The 26751-nt window shown below is 44.3% G+C and carries 21 protein-coding genes; 15 read left to right on the top strand and 6 right to left on the bottom strand.

Features of this window, described 5'->3' with window-relative positions; translation table 11 throughout:
- Nucleotides 1-9: 9 nt before the first annotated feature.
- From sucC to F4X55_03900, 12 genes are all read left to right on the top strand, one after another.
- Complete coding sequence (gene sucC, locus F4X55_03955; protein ID MYC40151.1) at nucleotides 10-1176, top strand: ADP-forming succinate--CoA ligase subunit beta; 1167 nt, start codon at nucleotides 10-12, stop codon at nucleotides 1174-1176.
- 52 nt (nucleotides 1177-1228) lie between these two features.
- A complete protein-coding gene (locus F4X55_03950; protein ID MYC40150.1) occupies nucleotides 1229-1474 on the top strand; it encodes a hypothetical protein in 246 nt (81 codons plus the stop codon).
- Nucleotides 1475-1676: 202 nt separating this feature from the next.
- Nucleotides 1677-2462 carry a site-specific DNA-methyltransferase gene (locus F4X55_03945; GenBank protein MYC40149.1) on the top strand — a complete coding sequence of 262 codons (786 nt, stop codon included), beginning with the start codon at nucleotides 1677-1679 and terminating at the stop codon, nucleotides 2460-2462.
- Nucleotides 2459-2923: a restriction endonuclease gene (locus tag F4X55_03940; protein ID MYC40148.1), complete on the top strand. Its 465-nt coding sequence runs from the start codon at nucleotides 2459-2461 to the stop codon at nucleotides 2921-2923. The genes F4X55_03945 and F4X55_03940 overlap by 4 nt, the downstream gene beginning before the upstream one ends.
- A 12-nt stretch (nucleotides 2924-2935) precedes the next feature.
- Entirely contained in the window at nucleotides 2936-4237 is a 1302-nt protein-coding gene (locus tag F4X55_03935) for a hypothetical protein (protein MYC40147.1), read from the top strand.
- 49 nt (nucleotides 4238-4286) lie between these two features.
- Nucleotides 4287-6197, top strand: a complete 1911-nt coding sequence (locus F4X55_03930; protein ID MYC40146.1) for a DEAD/DEAH box helicase — start codon at nucleotides 4287-4289, stop codon at nucleotides 6195-6197.
- On the top strand, nucleotides 6194-7027 hold the full coding sequence (locus tag F4X55_03925) for a DUF3883 domain-containing protein (GenBank protein MYC40145.1): 834 nt from the start codon (nucleotides 6194-6196) through the stop codon (nucleotides 7025-7027). Before F4X55_03930 ends, F4X55_03925 begins: the two co-directional genes overlap by 4 nt.
- Before the next feature lie 54 nt (nucleotides 7028-7081).
- Nucleotides 7082-10492: a TM0106 family RecB-like putative nuclease gene (locus tag F4X55_03920; protein MYC40144.1), complete on the top strand. Its 3411-nt coding sequence runs from the start codon at nucleotides 7082-7084 to the stop codon at nucleotides 10490-10492.
- A 346-nt stretch (nucleotides 10493-10838) separates the two neighbouring features.
- Nucleotides 10839-11699: a sigma-70 family RNA polymerase sigma factor gene (locus F4X55_03915; protein ID MYC40143.1), complete on the top strand. Its 861-nt coding sequence runs from the start codon at nucleotides 10839-10841 to the stop codon at nucleotides 11697-11699.
- A 26-nt stretch (nucleotides 11700-11725) separates the two neighbouring features.
- Nucleotides 11726-13645, top strand: coding sequence for a molecular chaperone DnaK (gene dnaK / locus F4X55_03910; GenBank protein MYC40142.1), 1920 nt, complete (start codon nucleotides 11726-11728; stop codon nucleotides 13643-13645).
- A gap of 89 nt (nucleotides 13646-13734) precedes the next feature.
- Nucleotides 13735-15048 (top strand): ATP-binding protein, encoded by a 1314-nt coding sequence (locus F4X55_03905; GenBank protein MYC40141.1) that lies wholly within the window; start codon nucleotides 13735-13737, stop codon nucleotides 15046-15048.
- 171 nt (nucleotides 15049-15219) lie between these two features.
- The gene (locus tag F4X55_03900; protein MYC40140.1) at nucleotides 15220-18228 is read left to right on the top strand and encodes a hypothetical protein; all 3009 of its coding nucleotides are present in this window, start codon (nucleotides 15220-15222) and stop codon (nucleotides 18226-18228) included.
- A gap of 456 nt (nucleotides 18229-18684) precedes the next feature.
- On the opposite strand, the gene F4X55_03895 is transcribed toward F4X55_03900, so the two are convergent.
- The 6 genes from F4X55_03895 to F4X55_03870 are packed head-to-tail and all read right to left on the bottom strand — an operon-like array spanning nucleotide 18685 to nucleotide 22686.
- Entirely contained in the window at nucleotides 18685-19428 is a 744-nt protein-coding gene (locus F4X55_03895) for a hypothetical protein (protein ID MYC40139.1), read from the bottom strand.
- A 19-nt stretch (nucleotides 19429-19447) separates the two neighbouring features.
- Entirely contained in the window at nucleotides 19448-19951 is a 504-nt protein-coding gene (locus F4X55_03890) for a TIR domain-containing protein (protein MYC40138.1), read from the bottom strand.
- Between the two features lie 14 nt (nucleotides 19952-19965).
- A complete protein-coding gene (locus F4X55_03885; GenBank protein MYC40137.1) occupies nucleotides 19966-20550 on the bottom strand; it encodes a 7-cyano-7-deazaguanine synthase in 585 nt (194 codons plus the stop codon).
- Nucleotides 20541-21245, bottom strand: coding sequence for a hypothetical protein (locus F4X55_03880; GenBank protein MYC40136.1), 705 nt, complete (start codon nucleotides 21243-21245; stop codon nucleotides 20541-20543). Before F4X55_03880 ends, F4X55_03885 begins: the two co-directional genes overlap by 10 nt.
- Complete coding sequence (locus F4X55_03875; protein ID MYC40135.1) at nucleotides 21245-22216, bottom strand: hypothetical protein; 972 nt, start codon at nucleotides 22214-22216, stop codon at nucleotides 21245-21247. Before F4X55_03875 ends, F4X55_03880 begins: the two co-directional genes overlap by 1 nt.
- A gap of 35 nt (nucleotides 22217-22251) precedes the next feature.
- Nucleotides 22252-22686, bottom strand: coding sequence for a DUF4231 domain-containing protein (locus F4X55_03870; protein MYC40134.1), 435 nt, complete (start codon nucleotides 22684-22686; stop codon nucleotides 22252-22254).
- A 412-nt stretch (nucleotides 22687-23098) separates the two neighbouring features.
- Between F4X55_03870 and F4X55_03865 the strand changes: the two genes are divergently transcribed.
- From F4X55_03865 to F4X55_03855, 3 genes are all read left to right on the top strand, one after another.
- Nucleotides 23099-23965: a toll/interleukin-1 receptor domain-containing protein gene (locus F4X55_03865; GenBank protein MYC40133.1), complete on the top strand. Its 867-nt coding sequence runs from the start codon at nucleotides 23099-23101 to the stop codon at nucleotides 23963-23965.
- Between the two features lie 105 nt (nucleotides 23966-24070).
- A complete protein-coding gene (locus tag F4X55_03860) occupies nucleotides 24071-24982 on the top strand; it encodes a TIR domain-containing protein (protein MYC40132.1) in 912 nt (303 codons plus the stop codon).
- Nucleotides 24983-25053: 71 nt separating this feature from the next.
- A complete protein-coding gene (locus F4X55_03855; protein ID MYC40131.1) occupies nucleotides 25054-26724 on the top strand; it encodes a DUF262 domain-containing protein in 1671 nt (556 codons plus the stop codon).
- Nucleotides 26725-26751: the final 27 nt, after the last annotated feature.

Here is a 26751-nt window from a genome sequence, read left to right as displayed (position 1 = left end):
GGCACCAGATTGAACGTACACGAATACCAGGCCAAAAAGCTTCTTTCTGATTTCGGAGTCAGGGTTCCGGGCGGACAGGTGGTTTTCAGCGCCGATGAGGTTTCGGAGGTGCTCGATACCCTTAACTCTGCAAAATACGTGGTAAAAGCCCAGATTCACGCCGGCGGCCGGGGCAAGGGAGGGGGAATAAAGGTAGTTGACAATTCCCACGACGCTATGGAGGCCGCGGATGAGATAATCGGCATGAACCTGGTCACTCACCAGACGGGCCCCGAGGGCAAGACGGTGGGCAGCGTGCTGATCGAGGAAGCTTCCAGTATAGAAAAAGAGTTTTATCTCGGCATGGTGATTGACCGCTCCCGGGAAAAAGTGGTCGTTATGGGAAGCCCTGAAGGCGGGGTTGAGATCGAGGAAGTGGCGGCCAAATCTCCCGAGAAGATAATCAAGGAACACGTCGATATCTCTCTCGGCATTCAGCCTTACCAGTGCCGGAAAATCGCTTATTTCATGGGCCTTGAGGGCGGTGCTGTGAGGCAGGCGGTATCGTTTATTTCATCCCTTTACCGGGTTTTTATCGAAAAGGACTGCTCCCTTGCGGAGATAAACCCGCTTGTTCTTACCTCCGATGGAAACATAGTTGCTCTTGACGCGAAGATTAACTTTGATGATAACGCGCTTTTCCGCCACCGCGACATCGCGGGGTTAAGGGACAGGGACGAGGAAGATCCGCTTGAACTTGAAGCAAGCGATGCGGGGATAAGTTTCATTAAGCTTGACGGAGACATAGGGTGTCTTGTTAACGGCGCGGGGCTTGCCATGGCGACCATGGACATTATCAAGCACCACGGCGGAGAACCCGCAAACTTCCTTGACGTCGGAGGAGGGGCCACTACGGAGCAGGTAACGAAAGCATTTAAGATGATCCTGAGCGACGAGAACGTAAAAGCCATCTTCGTTAATATTTTCGGCGGCATCATGAAATGCGACACCATTGCCGATGGCATCCTTGAGGCCGCGGCTGAGGTCGGAATAAACGTTCCCTTAGTGGTCAGGCTTGAAGGAACCAACGTTGAAGCCGGAAGGGAGATTCTTTCGAATTCGGGTCTTGACATCGAGACCGGGGCCGACATGAAGGAAGCCGCGTCCAAAGTGGTTGAAGCTGCCAGAGCTGGCTGATTTCAGTAAGTTGCTGCTGTAAAAGCTAGGGCTTTTTTCATCAGAGCAGTGTATAAAAGTTATCGTCGTAAAAGAAAACAAGAATCTGATGAAAAATGATCTCAACGAGCTTCCTTGGGATGCCGGACAATTTATTCAGGTAGAAAACTATTTGGAGGTTGCCGGAGTTTTAGACTCTCACCGGATATATGAAGAAATGCCACCTTCCTTTTTAATTTGCGAAAGATTTAAGACGTTATCAGCGTATATGCGAGGATATCTAAGCAGAGTATTTGTGGTAACACGTGTTCTTTCTTAGAACTCAGCTTTAATTTCATACGCTGTGTAAAGCTGGTAGAATCTTATTAATCTTGGGAAGATTTAGTAGTACGTGTCGGGAGAAGGAATTGGAATCAGTACGATCCAGACGAGCGGCATCTAATGATACGAAGGACCCTAAAACTCGGCGACTAAAGCGAGATATAAAAGTCCAAATTTCATGCGAAGATAATCTCAAATTTATGCGTCGTTTGGATGACGAATCAATGACCCTTATTGTAACCTCTCCCCCTTACAATATCGGGAAAGAGTACGAGGTTCGAAAATCTCAGGATGTTTACATCAAGGAACAGGCCGCTTGTATTGCGGAAGCCACACGTGTTCTAGCTCCCAACGGATCAATCTGTTGGCAAGTTGGCAACTATGTCGATGGTGGTGAGATATTCCCCCTCGACATTCTTCTCTATCCAATTTTCCGAAATCACGGCTTGAAGCTAAGAAACAGGATTGTATGGACCTTCGGGCACGGTCTACACTGCCAGAAGAGATTCTCTGGGCGTCATGAGACTATACTTTGGTTCACAAAATCTGATGATTACATATTCAATCTTGACGATATTCGTGTTCCATCCAAGTATCCCAACAAAAAATATTTTAAAGGTCCAAAAAAAGGCAGTGTATCGAGTAATCCTTTAGGAAAAAACCCATCCGATGTTTGGGACATTCCTAATGTGAAGTCCAACCATGTAGAAAAAACTGAACACCCTTGTCAGTTTCCCGTTGGCTTGGTTGAGCGGTTGGTTTTGGCCTTGACCAATGAGGGTCAAAATGTCCTTGATCCTTATCTTGGAGTTGGATCGAGTGCGATTGCAGCACTGAAGCATGGTCGCTGTGCATACGGCTGTGACCTTGACAAAAACTATATCAATATTGCACGCCGTCGCGTGCGTGATCTACGTAAAGGGAAGCTCCGTACCCGACCAATGAATGAGCCAGTTTACGATCCAAATTCAAAAAGAAACTCATGAAACTAGCATTTACCTATGGCAAACATTATAATGCGAGTGTGGAGTGGGAACAGCGTGGGCTTAGAAAGTGGCTGACTGGTATATTTGAAGCTTCTACAATCAATATTACCAGAGGGTGCACACCGCATATTCGTGAACACGTTGAAACCGAGTTTCTCAATGAAGGTTGGGCATTGGGAGTGAAACTTAATCAGGATTATGGTCTCGAGGTTACGGCTGAGAAAGAAGGTCTTGCTTTTCAGCTTCAGACAGGAAACATGAGCCGTGCACCATATGACTTATTAAAATTACAGTTTCTTTTCCAAAACGGGCGCATACAGGCAGCTGCTTTAGCTCTTCCTACTAAAGAAGCCGCGCGTGAAATCGGCGATAACATTGCTAACGCTGAGAGAGTTATTCGCGAATTAGAACTGTTTGATCGTGTCATAACTGTTCCTATTTTTATTATTGCTTTTGAGTAAAGGAGGAACCTATTGAGCTATCAAGTGAGAGTACGACCTAGGTCAGAACGAGAAGTCCTTATTAAACAACGCTGGGAGAACTCGAATGAGCAGGAGAAAATATACGACTTTCGGGGTGGCCCCTTCTCTTTGAAGGTGATCTCATTACCAATCGATGTGCTGGTTTATCGGATGGAGAACTGTCGAACCTTCAGTGCACAGCAAAGCGAAATTGCTACTGGGGATCTACCCAAAAACTTCTTTGAGAAAGGTCAAGAATCTTCAACGGCTCAACAGAGACAGCACCAAATTCTTCTGAAACTTGCAAAACAAGGTACATCCTCCGTTGTGCCGATTATCGATGTACTAAGGCAAGAAGAACAACGGGATACAATTTTGATTACCTATACTGGCATAGTGGTTAACGGGAATCGTCGTCTGAGTGCAATGCGTGAACTCTATCGTAATAATGATGGTTCAGTTAACGAACGCTTCAGTCATGTTCGATGTGCGGTTCTTCCCCCGGATACTACAAGAGATGAAGTAGATGATATTGAAGCCGATCTTCAAGCTAAGCAGGAAACTAAACTCGATTATGACTGGATTGGCGATGCGAGATTGGTCCGGAGACAAGTCAACAAAGGACGGACAACAAAGGAAGTTGCTGATCGCCTGAGGCGTAGCAAGGCAGATGTCGAAAAGGTCCTGCAGGCGCTGGAAGAGGCGGATCTATATCTAAATGAATGGGTCAAGAAACCCGGTCAGTATGATCTTGTTGCGGCGGAAGGGCAGCAGATTTTCGGAGATATTCCAAAAAGTATTGCTAAAAAGGACCCAAGCCTTCAAAATGCAAGCCGCGCTATTGCTTTCTCACTTTTTGAAAACAGAGATCGAGTATCAGGGCGTGTCTACAACTTGAATCCTTCCTTTGGCAAGTTGGCGCCGAAAGTGCTTGAATTGTTGCAAGCGCAGCTAGCCATTGACAATAATTCCGCAGATTTAGACGAGGATGTTGAAGATGATTTTGCGATTGATATTGAAAATGAAGAAGACAATTTGAACTACAGTTCAATAATAGAAGCACTTCGTAACGAATCTACAAAGGAAGAAGCTGTATCTGCCTTAATAGAATCCTGTGAAACTGCCATTGAACTTGACAAAGACCAGCAATCAGAGAAAGCAGCTCTGAAAGCACTGTCTCAGGCACACACAAAACTGGCCGGGATTGATATTACTCTTGCCGGTGATGACACATTAAGGGCAATGTTGAAGCAGATTGAGTCAATCAGAACTATTTTAGAGAGAGTGGAGGAAAGTATAAAAAAACGGCAGTAAACGATAGAAACGAGGAATTGGCCAAGATTAAAAAGGGTAAGGGAATAATATGAATGATATATCAACGGCTATCCGGATACTCCTAAATGATGATTACACAGGAACGCTTGCTATTTCCGAAGAAGATACCCAAACACCTGTCTGGTCTCGTATTAAACTCTCAATCCGCTCCAAGGGGGTGGATTGTATCGATACTGGTAACCGGATTAAACTTTCTTGGCCTAATACACTCAGTCTAGTTCGCGAATTCGGAAGCCGAGCAACACAACGTTCGTTAAATTTCCGATTTCGGCCTGAGGGTAAGGCTGCCGAAGAGTTGAAGAGGTTTGCCAACCAGGTGAAGGCAACACAAGAGCAAAGGAAAAGTCTGTCTTCAACCATCACTGAGCAAGAAATTGAAAACCTACTTGTTCAAGCAGGTTTTACAAAGCGTAGACTTAAGCCTTTTCAACTTCGTGATCTCCAACACCTGCTTTCACTCGCAAATGGTGCAAACTTTTCAGTTCCTGGTGCAGGAAAGACCACAGTAACCTTTGCGCTTCACCTATTGGCGCGTCATACAGGGCAACATTTGATAGTTGTTGCACCAAAGTCTGCAACTCAAGTATGGCTCGATATTGTCTCCGAGTGTATGACTGAGGATGCTTCAGACAATGGAAGTGAACAATTCACACTTCTAGATGGGTCCGAGCTAGATAACCGCCAAAAATTATTATCGGGTGCGACACGATTTATTATTTCATATGATCTTTTGATTAGACAGCAAGATATAATAACTTGTCACATTGCTTCCACCCCTACCCATCTGGTTCTGGATGAGTCACATCGAATGAAGGCCGGTTGGGAATCCCAAAGAGGAGCATTCCTTTTGAGTATTTCAGCTTTGCCAGTAAGGCGGGATATTTTGACAGGTACGCCTATGCCTCAGAGTGCCTCGGACATAGAGTCGCAACTTGATTTTTTATGGCCTGGACACGGTCTCGGTTTAGAGGTCGTACACGGTAAGTCTCCAAAAACTGTTTTAGGCAACCTCTACGTCAGAACGACAAAAAAAGAGCTGGGTCTACCAAAAGCAAACCGCAAATTTGTCGATGTTTCGATGAGTGAAGGACAACTTGCACTCTATTCCATTGTTCGCAATGAGTTTGTTCGAAGCTACTACAATAATTTGAGCCGAAGAATGGCTAAGGGGGAGTTTCTAAAAGCTCGACGCTCCGTTATGCGGTTACTACAACTCTCGGTGAACCCAGTGCTTGCGCTGACCGCTATGGCAAATGACTATATATCAATTAATTCTGCAGTAATAGAACAAGTTATGGATGAAGGTTATTCAAACAAGATGAAGGCTGTGATGGATGACGCGCGTGTATTAGCAAATGCGGGTGAAAAATGTGTCATTTGGACTATATTTACCAATACAATTTACAATTTCGTTTCCTCTCTTGCCGATTTGAACCCGGTTTTTATCCATGGAGGCGTTCCATCTGGTTCAACAAACGAAATCGAAACCAGAGAAGGGCGAATCAAGCGATTTCACGAAGATGATAATTGTTACGTTCTTGTGGCCAATCCAGCAGCCGCCGGTGAAGGAATAAGTCTACACACCGTCTGCCATAATGCTTTATACGCTGACCGAAGCTATGTTTCCACACACTATCTTCAATCAATTGACAGGATTCATCGACTAGGACTTCCCCCGAATCAGGAAACTAATATCTTTGTATATAGATCAATAGCACCTCCAAGAGTTGGAAGCATTGATTATTCGGTTAGCCGTAGGTTGGTGGAAAAGATCCGCAATATGCAACAACTCTTGGATGATCCAGATCTACACGAAATTGCGTTGGATGAAGAAAGTGCCGATGATCCTATAGATTATGACGTTGAACTCCAAGACATCATAGACTTAATTGCCGAAATGGAAAACAGAGCAGGAGATGTTCCAATGGAGGAAGCATGACAGCGCTCATTCCGATCGAGCGAATGTTTTCTCTTTCTGCATTAGAAGGACTACGGTTAATCAGGAAGTATTCTGCTCGCCAGCCCGAACTTAAGACTTTGGATATCATACCTCTAATCGAAAGTCTTGAGGTGGATGGTGCCAGCTTTGATTTAGAGGCATCCTCTTATCTTAACACACTTGTTGATGACGAATGCCCTACAGATGGAAAAGCCTTTTATCAAGAATGCATTAAAGCGATTCTTATCAAGCACCAACCAATCTGGTCCAAAACTATGCGAGTTGGACGTAAACGCTTTGTGCGTGGACTTGATACAAATGATCAGGATGTTTTTGTAGCCGCTGGTTTGATGGCAGACCCTCCATCCGCTGATGTTGTGACTTGGTGGGACGACATTACAGGACACGCGAAGCTAATTTCAGACCTTGAAAAAATGAAGCAAGCTAGAGTTGCTGAGTTACTCACAATTGAATATGAGCGGATAAGGCTAAAAAGTGAGGGGATTGAGAGAGAAGTTGAATGGCCAGGACTCGATGACAATTTCGCGGGTTATGATGTCCTCTCGTATGAAAAGTCTGACCACGGTACCATTGATAGTCGTATGATTGAAGTCAAATCTACGATTAATTCTCCCCTCAGGTTTTGGGTAACCCGCAATGAATGGAAGCAGGCTGAAAAGGCGGATACAGCATATCTATTTCATCTTTGGGATATGGCGAAAGATCCGCCTAAGCTGCATACTCGCAGTGTTGCCGACATTGCTCCTCACATCCCCTCAGATAACGGGAAGGGTGAGTGGTTCAATGCTACAATCTTAGTAGATACCTAGTGTGGCGTCCTAGTTATATCTTTAGCTATTGTATAGAGACAGTGTGCTTCAGCTATGAAAAAAACTGGCAGCAAATTTGACCTAACCGCCAGCGACCTCGTAGGTTATTTGAATTGTCGTTATCTATCCACCCTCGACCGTGCTGTGGCCGAAGGGGTACTCGCCAAACCAACTGTCTGGGACCCACTACTCCAGGTCCTGTTGAAGCGTGGTTCCATTCATGAACAAAATTATGTCGCCCATCTGGAGCAATCTGGCCTAGGAATCGTGCGCATTGACGGTTCGTATGTTACCGAAGAAGCGGTGGAAGAAACGCTTTTGGCGATGAGACAAGGTGTCGCTGTGATCGTGCAAGGTGCACTTTCATGTGATGGTTGGGGTGGTCGTGCCGACATTCTTCGTCGTGTCGAAAAGCCGGGTATCATCGGCGATTGGTCATATGAGGCAATTGATACCAAGCTTGCACGCGAAACTAGAGCGGGAACTATTCTGCAACTATGCCTTTATTCCGACTTGCTAACGAAGGCACAAGGTGTCACGCCCGATTATATGTACGTAGTTGTCCCTTGGTCTGATTTCGAACCGCGGAAATATCGTTTTGCCGACTATGCCGCGTATTTTCGCAAGGTACAGCGGGCACTTCGGGAATTCCTAATAAGTCAGGAAGCCGAAAAGACCTATCCCGACCCCAAAGAGTATTGTGATATCTGCCGCTGGCGGGAAAACTGTGACAAGCACCGCCGCGACGATGATCACCTTTGTCTCGTGGCTGGAATATCCAAACTCCAGATTAAGGAACTATCACAGCACAACATCACGACGGTACAGGACTTGGCTCTATTGCCGTTGCCACCGCCATGGGAACCAGAACGCGGCTCGGCAAACTTCTATGACCGAGTACGCGAACAGGCCCGCATTCAGGTCGAGGCGAGAGAAAGTGGCAAATGTAAATTTGAATTGCTGCCTGTTAAGCATGGCTTTGGCCTCTCTTGCCTTCCTGAACCTTCGCCTGGCGATATTTTCTTCGATCTCGAAGGCGATCCTTTTGTTGGAGAACATGGACTTGAATATCTGTTCGGTTATGTATTCAATGATGAGAGTGCTGACACTGTTTACAAAAACATCTGGGCTTTCTCACGCGCTGAAGAACGGCAGACCTTCGAGAATTTCGTCGATTTCGTTATGGAACGTTGGGAGCAATATCCCGACCTTCACATTTACCATTATGCACCTTACGAGACCTCAGCCTTAAAACGGCTGATGGGGAGATATGCCTCGAGAGAAGAAGAAATCGACCAGTTGTTGCGCGCCGGCGTATTTATTGATCTATATCAGGTCGTGCGCCACAGTATTCGTGCCAGCGTTGAAAGCTATTCAATCAAAGACCTGGAACCGTTCTACGGCTTCAAGCGCAATACGCAACTCCCGGATGCAAATGCAGCACTTGCAAATCTTCAAGCCAATCTGGAACTGGATGATATTCCTTCAATTACGGAGGAGACCAAAGCCACGGTGTTAGTCTACAACAAGGATGACTGTGCCTCCGTGGCAGGGCTGCGAGACTGGCTTGAAACGCAACGCGGTCAGTTACTAGCAGATGGGGCGGATATACCGCGTCCAGAACCGGGTGACGGTTCGCCAACAGAAAGAATCACTGACTGGCTTATGAAAATTAATCCGCTGATTGAACAACTGACTGCTGGCATTCCGACTGATCCAGAAAAACGGGATAAAGAACAACAGGGACTATGGGTATTGGCCAACATAATTGACTGGCACCGCCGGGAAGACAAAGCCGTATGGTGGGAATATTTCCGGCTGTGCGACCTTTCGGCAGAGGAACTGATGGATGAACGTACCGGGTTGTCAGGTCTCACCTTTGTCAATGAGGTGGGAGGTACGGAAAGAGCACCAATTCATCGCTATAAATTCCCGCCGCAGGAAAACGAATTCCGCGGCGGTGAGAATCTTTGCAATTGTGAAGATAACAAAATAGTGGCGAAGGTTGCTGCGATTTCTTTTGAAGACTACACCATTGATATCAAGAAACGGCAAGATAGCAAGGCGACCCACCCTCACGCTGTGTTCGCACACGACCATGTCTCTACACAGGTGCTCGCTGACTCGCTAGTGCGCCTTGCGGAACATGTCGTCAGTGACGGCTTGCGTGGTGAAGGCAAATATCGGGCTGCACGAGATCTCTTACTGAAAGAAACCCCTCGCATCGGTGGACAAAAGTTGCACCGTGAAGGCGAAGCGACTGTTGACGCAGCCGTGCGGCTATGCGGTCATCTAGAAGGGGGGATTCTAGCAATTCAGGGACCACCAGGCACAGGCAAAACATTTACCGGTGCGCAAATGATTTGTGAACTTGTGCACCAAGGCAAGACGGTCGGTATCACCGCGAATAGCCATAAGGTAATCCGCAATCTGATTGACGCAGCCATCGCGGCGGCAGAAGAAAGCGGAGTGGATTTACGTTGCTGTCATAAGGCTGCGGAGATCGAAGATGAGCAACCTCGCCTCTGCTTTACCAGGAAAAATGAAGAGCTGTTCGACATGCTTGGAAGTAGTGTCAATGTTGGTGGCGGTACAGCTTGGCTGTGGGCACGACCGGAGGCTTCTGAGATAATCGATGTGCTGTTTGTCGACGAAGCGGCACAAATGTCGTTAGCCAATGTGCTGGCGGTCTCGCAGGCTGCCAATACCGTTGTGCTGATCGGTGACCCGCAGCAACTTGACCAACCAATGCAAGGTAGTCATCCAGATGGCACTAACGTTTCCGCACTTGACCATGTTTTAGCTGGTAAGCAAACAATAAGACCTGAACAGGGTCTATTTCTTGAAGAAACTTGGCGGTTGCACCCCGACATCTGCAATTATACATCAGAACTTTTCTATGAGGGCAAGCTCAAAGCGAAGAAAGACCTAAAGCAGCAGGTGGTCCATGCATCTGGACCAATCAACGGCGCAGGTTTGTACTATCTGCCCGTCGAACACGAGGGCAATCAGAATTGCTCACCTGAAGAAGCACTGGCGATAGAAGCACTTGTAAAAAGATTGTTGAATAGTGACGCAACTTGGGTGGACCGTGATGGTAGCAAAAGACCTGTCACCCTTGACAATATCTTGATCATTACGCCCTACAACGCGCAAGTCTTTGAGATTCAGCGACTCCTAGCGGGAGCTAGGGTGGGCACGGTAGATAAATTCCAAGGCCAAGAAGCACCAATTGCAATTTATTCAACAGCAACATCAAGCCATAAAGATGCACCGCGGGGGATGGAGTTTTTGTACAGTCTGAACCGACTTAACGTTGCCACCTCGCGTGCCAAGTGCCTGTCAATTATGGTCAGTTCTCCACAGGTCTTCGAGGCGGAGTGCCGGACGCCTCGACAGATACAACTCGCCAATGCTTTCTGTCGCTATCTGGAACTGGCGGAAGAAATTAAACTGGTGCCTTAAAGATGCTGAGAACACACCTATAAAAATGAAAAACTGTCCTAAGATTGAGGTCCACTTCTATCGAAGGCACCAAAATTCTGTTTGGTGCTTAGGGAGGCGGTAAGATGACAATTGCGTAAAAAGAGGCCTTTGCTTTTATTGACGTTGAATCGGCTGGATTGTGTTTTTTAAAGTAGGTGCTTTGTGAACACTACCCCCCGGGCAATCAAAAAAACCACTTTATTTCAGGAAATTACGGTAAATACTTAACTTGGTTTCTATCAATTCTTCTCTGTTTTTTGTTTTGTCCCAAAACCTTGACATACACCTTTTGATGATTAGTTTGAGAAGTGGAGGTACATGGTAGATGCAAACGGCAGTTGCAACGTGCGATTCTCTTTCAGTTTTCATGCGAGAGATGGAAAAACATCCACTTCTCTCAAGAGAGGAAGAGTACGCGCTTGCAGTCAGGTATTACGAAAACGAAGATATTGAAGCGGCCAACAAGCTTGTAGTGTCGAACCTAAGGTTCGTGGTAAGAATCGCTTCTGAGTACAAATCTTACGGTTTTCCGATGATGGACCTTGTTCAGGAAGGCTCGATAGGACTGATGCGTGCCGTTCAGAAATTCAACCCCTACAAGGGGTATAGGCTCATATCCTATGCGGTGTGGTGGATCAGGGTAAGGATTCAGAACCATATAATGAAGTTCTGGAGCAACGTGAAGATCGGAACAACGCAGTCTCAGAGAAAGCTTTTCCAGAGAATAGAAGGGGCAAAGCGCAAGCTCGGGATAACTGCCGCCCGCATGGAAGACGACGACATAAGCCGTCTCGCGGACCATTTCGGCGTTAAGGAAGAGGAAATCTCCGAGATGCAGGTCCGCGCTTCCAAAAGAGACCTTTCCCTCTCGGAACGTCCCGCCGGGGACGACTCCTCAGCTACTTACGGGGAGTTGCTCCCTGACCCGTCGGATAACCAGGAGCAGGTGCTCGGCGAACTCGGGTTTGACAGCCTTGCCAGAGAGAATCTGCGCGAAGCTCTTAAAATGCTCTCAGAGAGGCAGAAGAAGGTAGTAAACGAGAGGTATTTCGCTGAACCTCCAAGAAAACTCCATGAAATAGCCCAGGACCTCGGGATTTCTCAGGAGAGGGTAAGGCAGATCCAGGCCGAATCCATAGGGAAGCTCAAGGGATACATGGCCGAAAAACTTGAAATTTACCCCTAATAAGAAGAAAAATCAGGAGGAATTAAATGGCTTCTAAGATAATAGGAATAGACCTTGGAACAACTAATTCATGCGTAGCAATCGTTGAGGGCGGCGAGCCGAAAGTGATAATCAACGAGGAGGGCACGAGAACCACCCCGTCGGTAGTTGCGTTTCTAAAAGACGGAGAAGAAGTTCTGGTCGGCGGACCGGCGAAGCGCCAGGCCGTGGCCAACCCCGAGAACACCGTCTACTCTACCAAAAGGCTTATGGGCAGAAGGTTTGAGGAGATATCGAGCGAAGCGGATGGCCTTGCCTACAGCGTCGTAAAGTCGGGCAAGTCAGACGCCTGGGTCGAGGTAGAAGGAAAACAGTATTCCCCCCCGCAGGTCTCAGCGCACGTGCTCATGAAGCTTAAGAAAGCTGCCGAGGATTACCTGGGTTCCGAAGTCACTGAAGCCGTTATCACGGTTCCCGCTTATTTTAACGACAGCCAGCGCCAAGCCACTAAGGACGCCGGAAAGATAGCCGGCCTTGACGTAAAACGCATAATAAACGAGCCGACTGCCGCGGCGCTTGCCTACGGGTTTGACAAGAAAAAGGAAGGGATGATAGTCGTCTACGACCTTGGGGGTGGAACTTTTGACGTATCCGTGCTCGAGGTAGGAAACAACGTTATAGAGGTAAAGTCCACAAACGGCGATACGCATCTCGGCGGAGACGATTTTGACAAGAGGGTCATTGATTACATCGTCTCAGAGTTCAAAAAGGATTCCGGAATAGACCTCGGGGTGGACAAGATGGCCGTGCAGAGGCTTAGGGAAGCCGCCGAGAAGGCCAAGATCGAGCTTTCAAACACCGTTGAGACGGAAATCAACCTGCCGTTTATAACAGCTGACGCAAGCGGTCCAAAGCACCTTGTGATGAAGATAACGCGCTCAAAGTTCGAGCAGCTGATCGAGGATCTCATAAAGGGCACCCTCAAACCCTGCGAGCAGGCCCTTAAGGACGCGGGGCTTCGCCCGGGCGAGATAGCCGAAGTAATACTGGTCGGCGGATCGACCAGAATCCCGCTTGTCCAGAAAGTCGTGACTGACTTTTTCGCAAAGGATCCGAGCAGGGGAATAAACCCTGACGAAGTAGTTGCCATGGGGGCGGCCATACAGGCGGGCGTGCTCGGCGGAGACGTGACCGACATGCTTCTTTTAGATGTTGTTCCCCTCTCCCTTGGCATCGAGACTCTCGGAGGGGTCATGACCACCATTATCGAGAGAAACACAACCATTCCCACCAAGAAAAGCCAGATATTCACCACGGCAGAGGACAACCAGAACTCGGTTGAGATTCACGTGCTGCAGGGAGAGCGACAGATGGCTGCCGACAACAGGACGCTTGCGAGGTTCATTCTGTCGGGAATTCCTGCGGCGGCAAGGGGCATTCCGCAGATAGAGGTCACCTTCGATACAGATGCCGACGGAATACTCCACGTATCCGCCAAGGACAACGCGACCCAGAAGGAGCAGAAAGTGAAGGTCGAGGCTTCAAGCGGGCTAAGCAGTGACGAGATCGACTCCATGGTCGAGGAAGCCGAGAAGATGTCCGAGAAGGACAAGGAGAAAAGCGAGCAAGTTCAGAAAAGAAACCAGCTTGACGAGCTCGTCTACAGGACCGACAAGAGTTTCCAGGAGCTTGGCGACGGCCTATCTGAGGATGAGAAAAAGGAACTTGAGCAGGCTCTTGAAGAGGGAAGGGAAGCCCTTAAGTCGGATGATCTAAGCAAAATCGATCTCGCAACGGAGAAAATAACCGCTGTCTCTCACAAGCTTGCGGAACTGATGTACAAAAAGCAGCAGGAAGAAGCTGCGCAGGACGCCGAGGATGGTGGACAGGAAAGTTCTGCATCCGGTCAGGGGAATTCCACCTCGGGCGACGATGTTATAGACGCCGAATTTACCGAACAGAAGTAATCGCTTGGCGTTAGACTTAACAATATTAAATCTTGATTGACTTAAGCGTGCATACCTGCCATTTTGATACGGGTTGAGGTACCAATTTAATGACTGAGTTGCTTTCCATGCCCTCAGAGCAAATCGACAGTTCTCACATTAAATCGTTTGTTGATTCGAGGGTTCCAGAAGGCGAACATATAGAATTTAAGGAGAGCCTGCCAGCCAAGGAAGGTGCTCTCGATCCATGGATGTCCGGTGGAAATGAAATCGGGGATCGGGCGAAGAATGTAATACTTGAAGAGGTTACCGCCTTTGCAAATGCGCATGGAGGAGCTTTATTTCTAGGAATCAAAGAATGTGATCTTGATAAGAAACCGGCCGTCACGGATGATATATCGCCGGTTCCGCGATGCGAAGAATTAGCAGAACGTCTCAAACTTGTGTTTCGTGACCGCGTGGAACCACAACTTCCAAGGCTTGAGATATTCGCTGTGCCTACTCAAGGTAAGAGCGGTGTTGTTATAATACGTGTCGGACGCTCGCGGCTGGCACCCCATCGGGTTACAAAAATCCTTGTCTGTCCCGTGCGGCGGTTTGACCGATGTGAAAAAATGACTATGCGGGAAATTCAGGACATGACACTCAACATGGCGCGGGGGCTTGAGCGTTTAGATGAACGGCTTTCAGTGCGCCGCAACCGTTTTCAAGAGGAATTTGAATGTCTTGAAACTCCTACGGATGCGTATGGAATCCGATTTACCGCCATGCCAATAGGAGATGAAATCCGTATTGACCGGGTTTTTCACCGAAGTGCAATCGTAAGTGAGTTCAATGAACCATGGCGAAAGATATATATTAAGCAAGACAACCAAGAACCTTATGTTCTGAGTGATATGGGAATTTCTTCCGCAAGTGTTCAATGTCGACCTATGTTGCGCGCGGCGAGAGAGGAATCTGATTGGGGTCCTGGAAACACGAATCGCTTATACAATAGCTATAGAGAACTTCACTGTGACGGCTTGATAGAGATAGGTTTTGTTTCATGTCTTAGAGCTGCTGGTTCGGGAGGCAAACTTGACCTTCCACGGAGTTTTCCAGTTGTTGTCTTTGCTAATCTAGTGGCTTGGGCTGACCGAGTCAGGAACCAAGCACTTGTTCCTACTGCCGAATATGTTCTCGATGCAGAGATTCGAGCAATAGGAAACTCTGCATACATAACATCTAATAACAGGCATATAGACACTATGTATCCAACAATATTGCAGCCAAGTTTGATAGAATTTCCCAGATATTCGTTGGGCAATCCTGAAGAGATTTCGGAACTCATTGGATTGTTTTACCGCGATTTCTGGAATTCTCTTGGTAAGGATATTGACACCGGGGAGTTTACTTTTGAGGTAAAAGGCTGGAGAGATGATTAAAATCTTTTCTGCAAAGCCCATCGTTAAACTTTAGTACGTAGTTTTGAATCTGAGTTGCCGCATGTGGGTAAGTGTTGAAAATCAATCGAAGCGAGTGGAAAAGAACGAAGAGCTAGGTCTATATACCCCCATATAATGCTGGTTTTCTGTCGCAATGAGTAAGAACAACAGATGACAAAGAAAAAGAGCAGCTTGAATTCAAAAAAAGGTTCTCAGTGGCGACGCTGGGATTTGCATATACATACGCCGGGAACAAAGTTAGCTGACTCTTATGGGAACGAAGAGAATGTGTGGGATGAATACATTGATTGTTTAGAGAAATCCCTAGTTCAAGCATTTGGCATTACGGATTATTTTAGTGCCGATGGCTATTTCTCTTTGTTGGAAAAATATAAAAAGAAATATCCTGAAACTGATAAAGTTTTCTTCCCGAATATTGAGTTTAGATTGGTTGAAGCAATTAGCCCGGAAAATAGCAACCCGAACATTCATGTGATCTTTGACAATGACACAGAGGTTTGCTCGAAAGATTCGATAAATCGTTTCTTGTTAACGCTTAAAACTTCAGCTAACAAGGAGACTGGAGCAAGAATTTCGTGTGCTGAACTTAGAACCCAATCACAATATAAGGCAGCGACCGTCTCTTTCGAAGAACTCAGAGAGGCTTTGGAAGAGACTTTTGGAGAAACAAGGCCTTACCTTATTGCGTTTCCAGCTAAAAACGATGGTATAAGGAGTACTGATAGCAGAGCACCTCGAAAAGTTTTGATTTCTGACAAGATAGACAAGGGAAGTCATTTATTTTTCGGTGATTCTAAAAGCAGGGGTTGGTTTCTACAACCTGATCGCTATAAAGACGGTAAATCACGGCCTAAACCAGTTGTCTCTGCAAGCGATGCTCACTCTTTTGACGACTTGGAGCGTTTAGGAGGAGATGTCTCTGGATATGAGCCGACATGGATTAAAGCGGATCTGACGTTTCGAGGCCTAGAACAAATTTGCTTTGAACCTGAAGCGAGAGTTCATATTGGTTCTGAACCAGAGGTTGAGATAAGGAAATCTAACCAAGCCACAAAGTTTCTGAAGGAGCTAGAAATTGACCAGAAAGAGGGATACGACGGAGTTAATGGCTATTGGTTTAAAAAAGTGAATATCCAGTTAAACCCGGAACTAGTTGTTATCATTGGTAACAAGGGGAATGGAAAGAGCGCTTTGGTTGATATTATCGGCCTTTTGAGCAATAGCAGACAGGAAAACAATTTTTCTTTCCTTATAAACAAGAAAGATAATAAAAAATTTCGGCAACGCGGATATTCAGAGAATTTTACGGCGAAGTTAAAGTGGCAGAGCGGTTCAACTATTTCTAAGCAACTGGACGAGGATATTGATGAAAGCCAGCCTGAAGCCGTTCGCTACCTGCCACAAAACTACTTTGAGCAACTAACAAACGAAATAGAGATTCAACAGTTTCGCAGGGAAATAGAGAATGTTGTTTTTTCACATGTTGAAGAAACTGATCGTATGGGGAAGGCAACATTTAAGGATTTGCAGGAGTTTAAAACTCAGCAAAGCAAGCAGGAAACCAGTCTGCTGAAAACTAAACTTCGTGAACTCAACATTGGAATAGTTGATTTAGAAGAACAATCTGATCCTCTATTTAGGAAGAGGCTAGAGGGGGAGCTGAGAGCTAGAGAAGATGAATTGAGTTCGCTGGAGGAAGCCAAGCCTGCTGAGATAAGCAAACCCGATGAAGAATCTGAAGAGCAAAAAGAGTTGACTGAACGGATAGAGCAACTTGAATTGCGCAGAAAGAAATTAGCATCTGAGGAAAGAAAATTTATTGATGAATTAACCCAGAAGAAGGACCTGTTGCAAAAACTAAAAGCACTTTTGCAGAATGTATCATCATTAGAAACGCACATCCAAAGGCAAAGATCTGAACTAAAGATTATCTGTGATGAACTGGGTCTTGATATTGAAAAAATAATTACAAGTAAGATTAATACAAAACCTATTGAGGATCAGATTATTATGGTAGAAGCTAAAATCCAGAAACTTGAAAGTGACAGCAATCTGGATTTTGTGAAAGATGCCCAACCAGAGTTTTTTGAGACTCTACCTGATTTAAAATCCGGGATCACACACCTAGTCGAGGAAATAAATGAATTAAAGGACAAATTAGGAACTCCTCAAAGAAAATATCAAAGCTATTTAGAGAAATTAGCTGTGTGGAATGCCCAAAAGGACGAAATACTTGGTGGTGCGGATGATCCAAAATCAGGAACCACAAGATATTTGAGAGGAAAAATTACATATATTGATCGTGAATTAAGTGAAGAAATTTCCCAAGCACGTGAGAGACGAAAAAAGATTGTTAAAGACATTTTTGAAAGTAAAAAACAAATTCTGAATTTTTATTCCGAGCTTAAACATAGCGTTGAATCCAAACTTGACTCTGTTAAGACTGACGAATTTGCAGTTGAAATTAAAGCGTCTTTTGTAACTGATAACTCGTTTGCTGATGATTTCTTGAAACTTATTAACAAAAAGAAACGTGGTTACTTCCATGGGACAAACGAACCTCAGAACCTTTTAAGGGACTTAGTTGCTGGAGTTGATTGGAACGATTTTGAATCAGTTTACGCATTTTTTGATAGAGTGATTCAGGAAATGTCGTTATATAACGAGGAACCTGTTCTAATACGTGATCAGGTTATGGATAGCAAAAAGTTTTACGATTTTATGTTTTCGTTGGAATACGTGACGGCAAAATATGAGCTCCAATTAGGCGGCAAAAATCTTAATGAACTATCACCAGGAGAAAAGGGATTGTTATTACTCGTTTTTTATCTCCAACTTGATAAGGAAACCATTCCTCTCATAATTGATCAGCCTGAGGATAATTTGGATAATGAGAGTATTTTTAGAGTTCTGTCACAGTGTATAAGAAAAGCTAAGAGGAGCAGGCAAGTTGTTTTAGTAACCCACAATCCTAATCTGGCCGTCGGAGCTGATGCTGAACAGATTATATGCGTCAAATTAGAAAAGGCGGAAAATTACAAATTCAGTTATGAAACAGGCGCGATTGAAAACCCTAGTATCAATCAAAAAATAGTAGATATTTTGGAAGGTTCACAGCCAGCATTTCTTAAAAGGCGTTTAAAATATCAAATATCCTAAAAAAATTATGCCCTCTATATTTGATCATCTTCCCAAATGAGAATTTGCCAGTAGTTTTGGTCAAAAAGTTGGCCATTCTCCGTTGGTGCCACTCTGTACGAACACACTACGGATGGAGAGATACGCTTGGACTCTATCGAGGTACAGAGTTCTCGTATAGTTGCAGCAAACAATAGGAAATCTAAAGGGTCAAGTTGGGTTATTATTCGAAACCCGTATCGAGCTTTCGGTGCCGGCAAGATTCGAAGTGGCCGCACTGTCCATTTTAAGAGGTCCTGTCCGGCAAGTTGAAATTTTAATGCCTCCCAATCATGACGAATTGCTTCGTACTCAAAGGGTATTGGAAAAACATCCGTGTCTCCGAATGTTTCCACATGCGCAAGAGCCCAATCTAGGCTTTGCTCCTGTAAGGTAACCATAAAAATACTGCTATCCGTTAAGAGCGATATACCAAAGTTAGTTGAAACTATCTGTTAGTAATTTAACTTCAAGAATGTTCTGAGGGGAAACTGGCTTCTTAATATAACCATCTTGGTCTATGCGACAAGCTTCGGGATTAACTTCAACATGAAATGAGGAAACTAAAATCTTCCCCCATGGATTCTCGGTAAAAGTATTAACTGTTTTGGGGTCTAATGAGCATCTAACTAATAATGGTTCACCTATTTGGTTTAGTTTCTTGCAGATTGAGCATTTTTTATTGGTGCCGCCCTGTATGAACAAAGGAGGTTGACAAAAGCATATTGGAATTTGTTCACCTCCATAGTGGTTCAGGAGATCCTCTGTAGCCGCATTATGTAAAGGATTTTCGGTAATAATAAAATTAAAAAAAATCATGAAATCTCGGTTACTAGCCTCTTCTTTACAATAGGTGCTATCCCAAGTGCTTTTTAGTTTGGATATCTCCTCATCTGTAAAGAGCTTCCCGTGTTCTTCAAGAAAAGTTTCCCTGATCTCATCACCAGAACGGCACAATAACCCGTACTTAACTATGCTTGTCTTGTTTGCACGAGTATAGTGAATTCCAATAACTCGATTAGACATGCAAAAATCATTTAGTTCCCGAACTAATGGCTGTACCCGACTATGTCTGACTAATTCTTGGGAGTATTCTTCTTGATGGCACAAGTCTCTAATTGATTCAAGCTTATGCTGCTCAGCCTCCGGCAAATGGTTTATGTTATTAAGATCGATATTCATATTTACCTTTGGGTTTCACTCATCGGTTTTCCGACTGTTTTTTGATAGCTTTTGCCAATTCCCGTTGGTTCCAAGGCACAACGGGAATATTATTTTCCTTAATCGCTTTTGGAAGTTGTCTGGGTGGTGTAGAACCTTTGTGCATGGCAACAACTCCTTTACCCATAGCAAGGCTCTCTCTTATTTCCCAATCAACCCACTTGCTGCTGGCTGTCTTTTCGGAAACATAAACAATTGTGACTGAACACTGCCTGATACGTTCCCGGATACGACGTCGAATGTACTCAGCTCTTTCGCTGTTAAAGGGTACTTTAACCGACCAATCATTGAATTCGATATCGGTATTCTCGTTTTTGGCTTGACCGCGCAGCAAGTTAACTTCATTGAGGTCTTCAGAATCAAAGCTTATGAACGCATTTACCTTTCCAGATACCCCTTTTTCTATGGATTTCTTGGCACTCTGCTCAAGTTCTTCTAGGTGTTCTGGGCTTAGACTGCCACCACCTGAGTATTTACCACCCATGATTCCTCCTTTGTCTAGGCATTGTCAATCTCAACACACGCTATACATACCCCGCAGGGTCTATCGCCTCCTGCGTGACAGGAATATGTGTTTTCTAGTCCGCGTGCACGGGCCATAGTCAGCACGTCTGTTTTTGAAAACTCTATTAACGGAGCGATGACATTAATATGTTTTCCCATGGCTGTTTCAATCACTTCTTCACACCTTTCAATGAATTTTTCGTCTTGATCTGGGAAAATATGGTCCGATTGATAAAGCAGACCTATTGCCACGCTATCGGCTTGGACCTTTAAGGCATAGGCTGCTCCGGCCAGCACAAAAAGAAGGTTGCGGCCAGGTAGGAAAGCATCTTCGTTTATTCTCAATCTGGAGTCTGTAATACCGCTCGGAATAATTTCTCCGAAACCTGAGAGGTCCATATAAGTGACCTCTGGCAGACCAAACTGTTCGTGTAGTCGCCTGCATGCCTCCCATTCTTTGGATACTCCAAGCTGCCCATAATCAACGAAAAGGGGAAATAACTCGACACCCTCTTCGTGAGCAAAAAGGCTCATGAGCATGGAGTCGACACCTCCGGATACAAGAGTCACTATCCCCATGTTTTATATTCCTTCCTTGCTACCTTCATAACTAACCACACGGCAAGATCAAACTGCTCTGGAGAATATCCTAAAGATAGGGAATGTTCAACGAAAGAGTTCTCAAGCGTTTCGTATTTGCGTATAGTCGGAATTGACTTCTCAAGAACCGTTGTCAAACCAACCCAATTCATATAGGTCAGAACATGAACATCCAAAACAGCAACGCTGTCGGCGTATCCTATATTGCGAAGAAACAAGCTGGACTGCTTTGGTCCCAATCCTGGGATTTCAGATATCAGGTATTGCCGCATCTCACGGAAATCGACTGTATTATCCAAGAGACTCTTAATTGAACCCCCGGAACCATAAAGTGATTCCGCCGCCTGCCGTATCTGATTTGCTCGAAGCTTATAAAACGGATACTTTCCCGAAAGAGTTGACAGTATGTCAGTTTCATATTGGTCGAAGTTTGATGTGCGGCGTGAGTGGCATAACAAACACATGTCGTCTAGCCGCTCTACCGCAGCACAAGCGGTTTCAAACCTGACCCGGCTCCCCAGAATGCAGGACACAAGTTCTCTCCAAAGATTGTCTTCACTGCAAGTTGGTGAAGAGGTGAATATTAGTTCTTGCTCTTCTAGGACGATACAAATATCTAGAATCGCGTTTTTAATAACCGAAAGCGGAAGTTGGTTTGCGAACGTTTTACCCATTATTGTTTGATTGCATCAACCAATAAAGAAGCCTGGTTTTCGGTTGTATACCGTCGCAGAAACGTTTCTGTATCTTCATTCTTTACAGCGTCATGTAGTTCCTTCATGAACTGTCTGTAGAAATTCAAGTTGTGCATCAAGACTGATTGCTTGTGGGGAAAATTCTCCGGCAGTTCTCGATTTGTTTGATGCCGGAAAAAGTCCCAATGTTGAAAATCGTGCTGATTACCTGTTTCGTGATCTATAACGCTTTTGCACCACTCCAATCCGTCAAAACTGTCTGCCCCGACCATTGAATAAGCAATGATTGAGACGGGGTCTCCCGTACCTAGCAAATGCAGGGGGCAATAAGTTTCCAGATCGTTTAGGGATTTTCGTATTTTTTTTATAGTCCGAATCCGTCCAATTATTCCTTTTCCTAATTCTCGTTCAGGAATCGCCAAAAGCAATGGAGAAAGTTGTTCTGCCACCCTTTTGGCTGAACCAGGCAGAAGTGTGGTTTCCCCGTGTATTATCGGACACACGATCCCATTGGTGTGATTTTGATCTTGAATAACTCTTGCAATCACATCCTCCGCAATTGTCTCTATGGAATCAGGGGGATTGTGATTGTCGTAACAAAAACAAAGATCATTTTTACAGGATTTTACGACTTCATGGAAATTATCTGCCTTCCAAGTTTTGTCTACTTTCCAAAACCCCTCGTAATTACCGCTATCCATCAGTATTACTGCCCCGTGTTTTTTGCTCTTATCAAGTGCGGTTTTTATGCGCTTTCGGTCTTGGTAAGTGCAGTTCGCAACATCATATGCCGAAATAAGAAAGAGCGAGTGTGCGGAAAAACCGAGAAGCTCTATATGATCAGTTGGTGTCATGTCGGTTTTTACTACACTTGAAACTGACGGGAAGAAGCACGGCAACGGCAGCACCGTTTCTGCAACGCGTAGTTCAGTTTTTCGATTTTCTGGCATTGTTATTCTCTTGTTTGCCAGCGAGATAATGTTTTCTAGTCGGCTTGTTTCTGGATTCTCAGATGTTGTTCCCAGTTTTTGTGCTCTTTGCTGATCAATGCTTCAATTCGTTCTACGAACACTGGAAAAGTTCCACTTTTTGCATAGAAACCAGTTTTAGTTCTAAACATGTATTTTTCACACTTCAGCGATTCTGCCGTTGTCCTGTATTCAATCCAATTCTTACGAAACTGGCAAATTGAAATAATCCCTGTTGCTATAGTTGCGAGTGCACCCAATATTCCTATGGCAAGCCGTATCCATATGCTTTCAAAAACTATGGATAGTATTGAAACCACTGGCACAGCCGCGGACATTACCAAAACAATGATTTGTAAAAGGTAAAAGTATCTTTTGTTAAGGGTACTTTTGCAGTCGTACCAATTGATTTGCTGTTCAACTCGATCCTTGAGATATTCTTCCGGCGTCATTTTCGTGGTTTTAATTGAGGAATGTTAATAGGACTATAATTCAGTTATTAGACAATTTCACTTCAACCATCTCAATGAAGTTTTTTGTAAGGACCGATATGCTGGGTGATTCAGAAAGCCGAGATTTGGATCTTTGGTCCCTAAGTTCTTCTTAACCATCTCCAATCTACTTTTACTGTGCGACTGGAAGCCCGTTGTAAACCTGACCCATGGCAAGTAAGTTCACCAATTCCACCATTATCCAACTAGGCCTTCGAGAGATGTTTTTTAAGAAGTATTCAATGTTTTCACCCATTGGTGAATTCTTCTTACCGTAGTATTGTACTATAGAGAATACTTATATTATACAGTATCTTGAAAGATACACTAATTTTTCTACCCCTCAGTGAAGTAGTGTGGGGCCAACTTAGAAATTGGAGGAGATACATTGCCAGTATTCATTAGTTACAACAAGGCCGACAGAGATTTCGCTGAGAATTTGGCACTTAATCTAGTTCAAGCAAAGCAGAATGTTTGGATCGATAAATGGGAACTCAATGCGGGTGACTCTTTGATCTCCAAGATCGAAGAAGCTTTGGGAGATGCGAACGCGATACTAGTTTTGCTATCTAAGGACTCTGTTGAATCTGAATGGTGCAAAAAGGAGTTGCGTGCCGGATTGATACGAGAATTAGAAGAAAAGTCGGTTTTACTAATCCCCATCATACTTGATGATTGTGAAATTCCTTTACTTCTCAAGGAAAAATCTTGTATTGATTTTCGTGAGGATATAGATGGAAGTTTCAACTTTCTGCTACGGTCTTTGTCGCGAATCTCGAATCCAGCGCAAGCAAGAGCTGAAATCTCCAATTTTTACACTGATTGGGCCATTGAAGTCGCTAGTTATGGTGATGAACTGGGAATTGAATGGACTTTTGTCAATCATGGAAAAAGTTTTCGGTATGTAGTACTGATTCAAGTGATTTATTGGCCAACTGGAAACATGCAGACGCTTTTCTCGGAATTGCCAACCGATATAGACCGGTTTGTTTTTGCATCCAATTCCATGAATCTCTTTTTAGATGACGAACCTGAAATTTCATTCTTAATCACCTCATCTCAACTTTTACGGAGAGAGCAAGTTTTTGTAGATGAATTTCATGGGGAGTCTGTTAACATCACAATTACTGTTCGTCGTTTGGGTGAAGATAATGGCATGGATACTATAGTTCGTGTAGAAGACAATCTACGTCTCGCGGTCAATCACACTCTTGGAGCTGTGAGACAATCGACAACATAATAAGGTTTGTAAGAGGATTATATGGATGTGCTAAAGAATGCGACCCTACCAATTTCGTTCCCTATATTTTGTCTTCTTACTCTAGATGATTAAGGATTACTATGTATGACATATAAATATGATGTCGCCTTATCATTTGCGGGTGAAAATAGAAATTTCGCTGAAGCTATAGCCACCGCATTACAAGCGGAAAAAGTCGAAGTTTTTTATGATGAATTCAATCCCGCTAATCTATGGGGAGAAGATCTATCGGTTAAATTGAGAGAAATATATTTCACTGATAGTCGGTACTGCATAATAATTCTTTCAGATTATTATCTAGAGAAAGTGTGGACTGTATGGGAGCTTAGAAACGCTATGGAGAAAAGCATTCAAGAAAAAGGAGAAGCATATATACTTCCAGTTCGTCTTGATGGTTTTTCCGGCGATGTTCCAGGACTTCCTAACACTATCGTATATGTTTCTGCAGAAAGTACGGAACCTGAAAAGATTGTGGACCTTTTCCTCCAGAAGATCGGAAGAAAGAAACAAGATGAGGGGCGAAAGCTGAACAAATCAAATTTCTCAAAGTCCTATATACCCAAGCTTAGGAGATCGTTTTCCGATCAAGAAAAGAAAAAGTTTCTTAGGGAATCTTTTGAGCATATAGTCTTCGCCATTGGTGAATTTGTGCGTGAAACTAAAAATGAATACCCGACCTTTGAATTTGAAGTCGAAAAGATAACAACAAGGAAAGTGCTGTTCACTCTTTACAATGAAGGAAATATATTGACTAGCCTGAAAATATGGATAAACGGTCAAATGTGGGGAGATGAAATTTGGATGCTACATGGGACCCATATAGATGTGAGTGAAGATAAATCAACAAACGAAATAATTTCTGTGGAAGAACACGAAGGAGAGCTTAAATTAAATTCCATGGGAATGCTAGCTTTTACAAATAATGTAGATTTCATGTCTCCGCAAGAGACAGCAGAATACATCTGGGAAGCTATCTGTTCTGAATTTTCATATTAAATTGAGTTGAGTATATAAATCCAGTACTTTTCTAACTTTAACGTCAAAAAAGACAGTTCCAAGAATTCCCAATGATCGACATTCAACCTCTGCATCTTACCTTCGCAAATCTACTCAACGGGCGTTTATTTAATATCCCAGATTATCAGCGTGCATACAGTTGGACTTCGCGTGAACGAAAAGACCTGTTTGAAGATATAAATAATCTTCAAGGTGAGAATGCGAGCCATTTTATGGCAGTTATTGTTTGTCTTCGGAAGAAGAAGATAACACTTGGTACTCATGAGTTCCATAAACTGGATATAGTGGATGGTCAACAACGTCTGACGACCTTGATCATTTTATTAAACGCAATAAGACTGGCGCTCAATTGCGAGGATGCCGGTGAAGAATTAACCGCTCGAGAACTTAAAGAGCTATTGGTTAAAGTCGGTGGTGACAATCTCCTTCTACTTCAAACAAACCATGATACAAGCCATCATTTTGCAGATTTCATTCGTTACGGTAAAAGTGAAGATCCTGAAAAAGGCAAAACGCTAGCGGACCGAGAACTTCTCGCAGCAATAGCAGACTGTAAAAAGTTCGTTAAAGATTGGGTAGAAAATGGCCATGAATTGACTCTCTTAGTTGGACACATCAAAAATCGACTATCTTTTATTTTGCACGAAATATCAGATGAGAAAACTGTTTATACAGTTTTTGAAGTACTCAACAGTCGCGGAATGGAGGTGTCTTGGCTGGATCGTCTCAAGAGTATCCTTATGGGTGCTGCATATACGCTGGAAGATGCAGATAGCGAACAATTAATAAAAGATTTACGTATTATTTGGAGTGATATTTACTCCACAGTTGGTCTAACTCAAGGGCTGAGTACGGAGGCACTGCGCTTTGCTGCAACACTTCGTGCGTCAACGCCACAAAATCGTCCAATGAGTGAGCAAGCTGCCGTGGACGAATTTCGATCAGCAGCACATGATGCAAGGGAGATAAGGGATGTTGCCCGGTGGCTTCTACAAGTAACAAAAGCATGTGATGCCGTTGTATCAAAACACCGACTGAATGCTGTTACCCGAATTTCACAGGCACGTTTGCTGGCTGTTGCAATACACCTCTGCGAAAGAGTGACAAAAAAAGATCAAGCCCGCTTATTGTCTATCTGGGAAAAGGTTTCGTTTAGAATTTACGGTATGCTTCGCCACGATGCGCGAACACGCGTGGGTGAGTATGCTAGGCTTGCAAGGAAAATAGTCCGGGAAAACCTTACTGTAGATGAAATATTCAACGAAATTCGGTCAATTGGAAATGATTTCCCAATTGAAGATGCGGTAAAAGCCTTGCGAAACGCAAACTGTTATGAGGGATGGCAAGAGGAATTGAGATATTTTATGTTCAGATATGAAGAGTATCTAACGAAGCAAAAGGGCAACAAATTTAAAAATGAACAGTGGGAGAAAATTTGGTCAGTAAGCCCCTCTAAATCAATTGAGCATATCTATCCACAAAATACCGCACCCGATCATGTTAAACATAGATTGGGAAACCTTCTGCTCCTGCCACCAAGTCTAAATTCTAGGTTGGGCGGCATGCCCTCAAAAAAGAAATTTGAAAAATATAGAGAAACTGGACTTCTCATCGCAGTTGAAGTGGCATCAAATAAACGCTGGTCAATTAAAGCCATTAGACTTAGAGAGCGTAAGATTTTGGAATGGGCTTCTCGTGAATGGGATTCTACCGAAGAGTGACTGACCTCCAGACAAATCCGACTTCCG

The sequence above is a fragment of the Candidatus Dadabacteria bacterium genome, from assembly GCA_009840385.1.
In the GTDB taxonomy this organism is placed as follows: Bacteria; Desulfobacterota_D; UBA1144; order Nemesobacterales; family Nemesobacteraceae; genus Nemesobacter; species Nemesobacter australis.
Note: the sequence above shows the minus strand (reverse complement) of the source record. Positions and strands in the feature narration are given on the sequence as shown.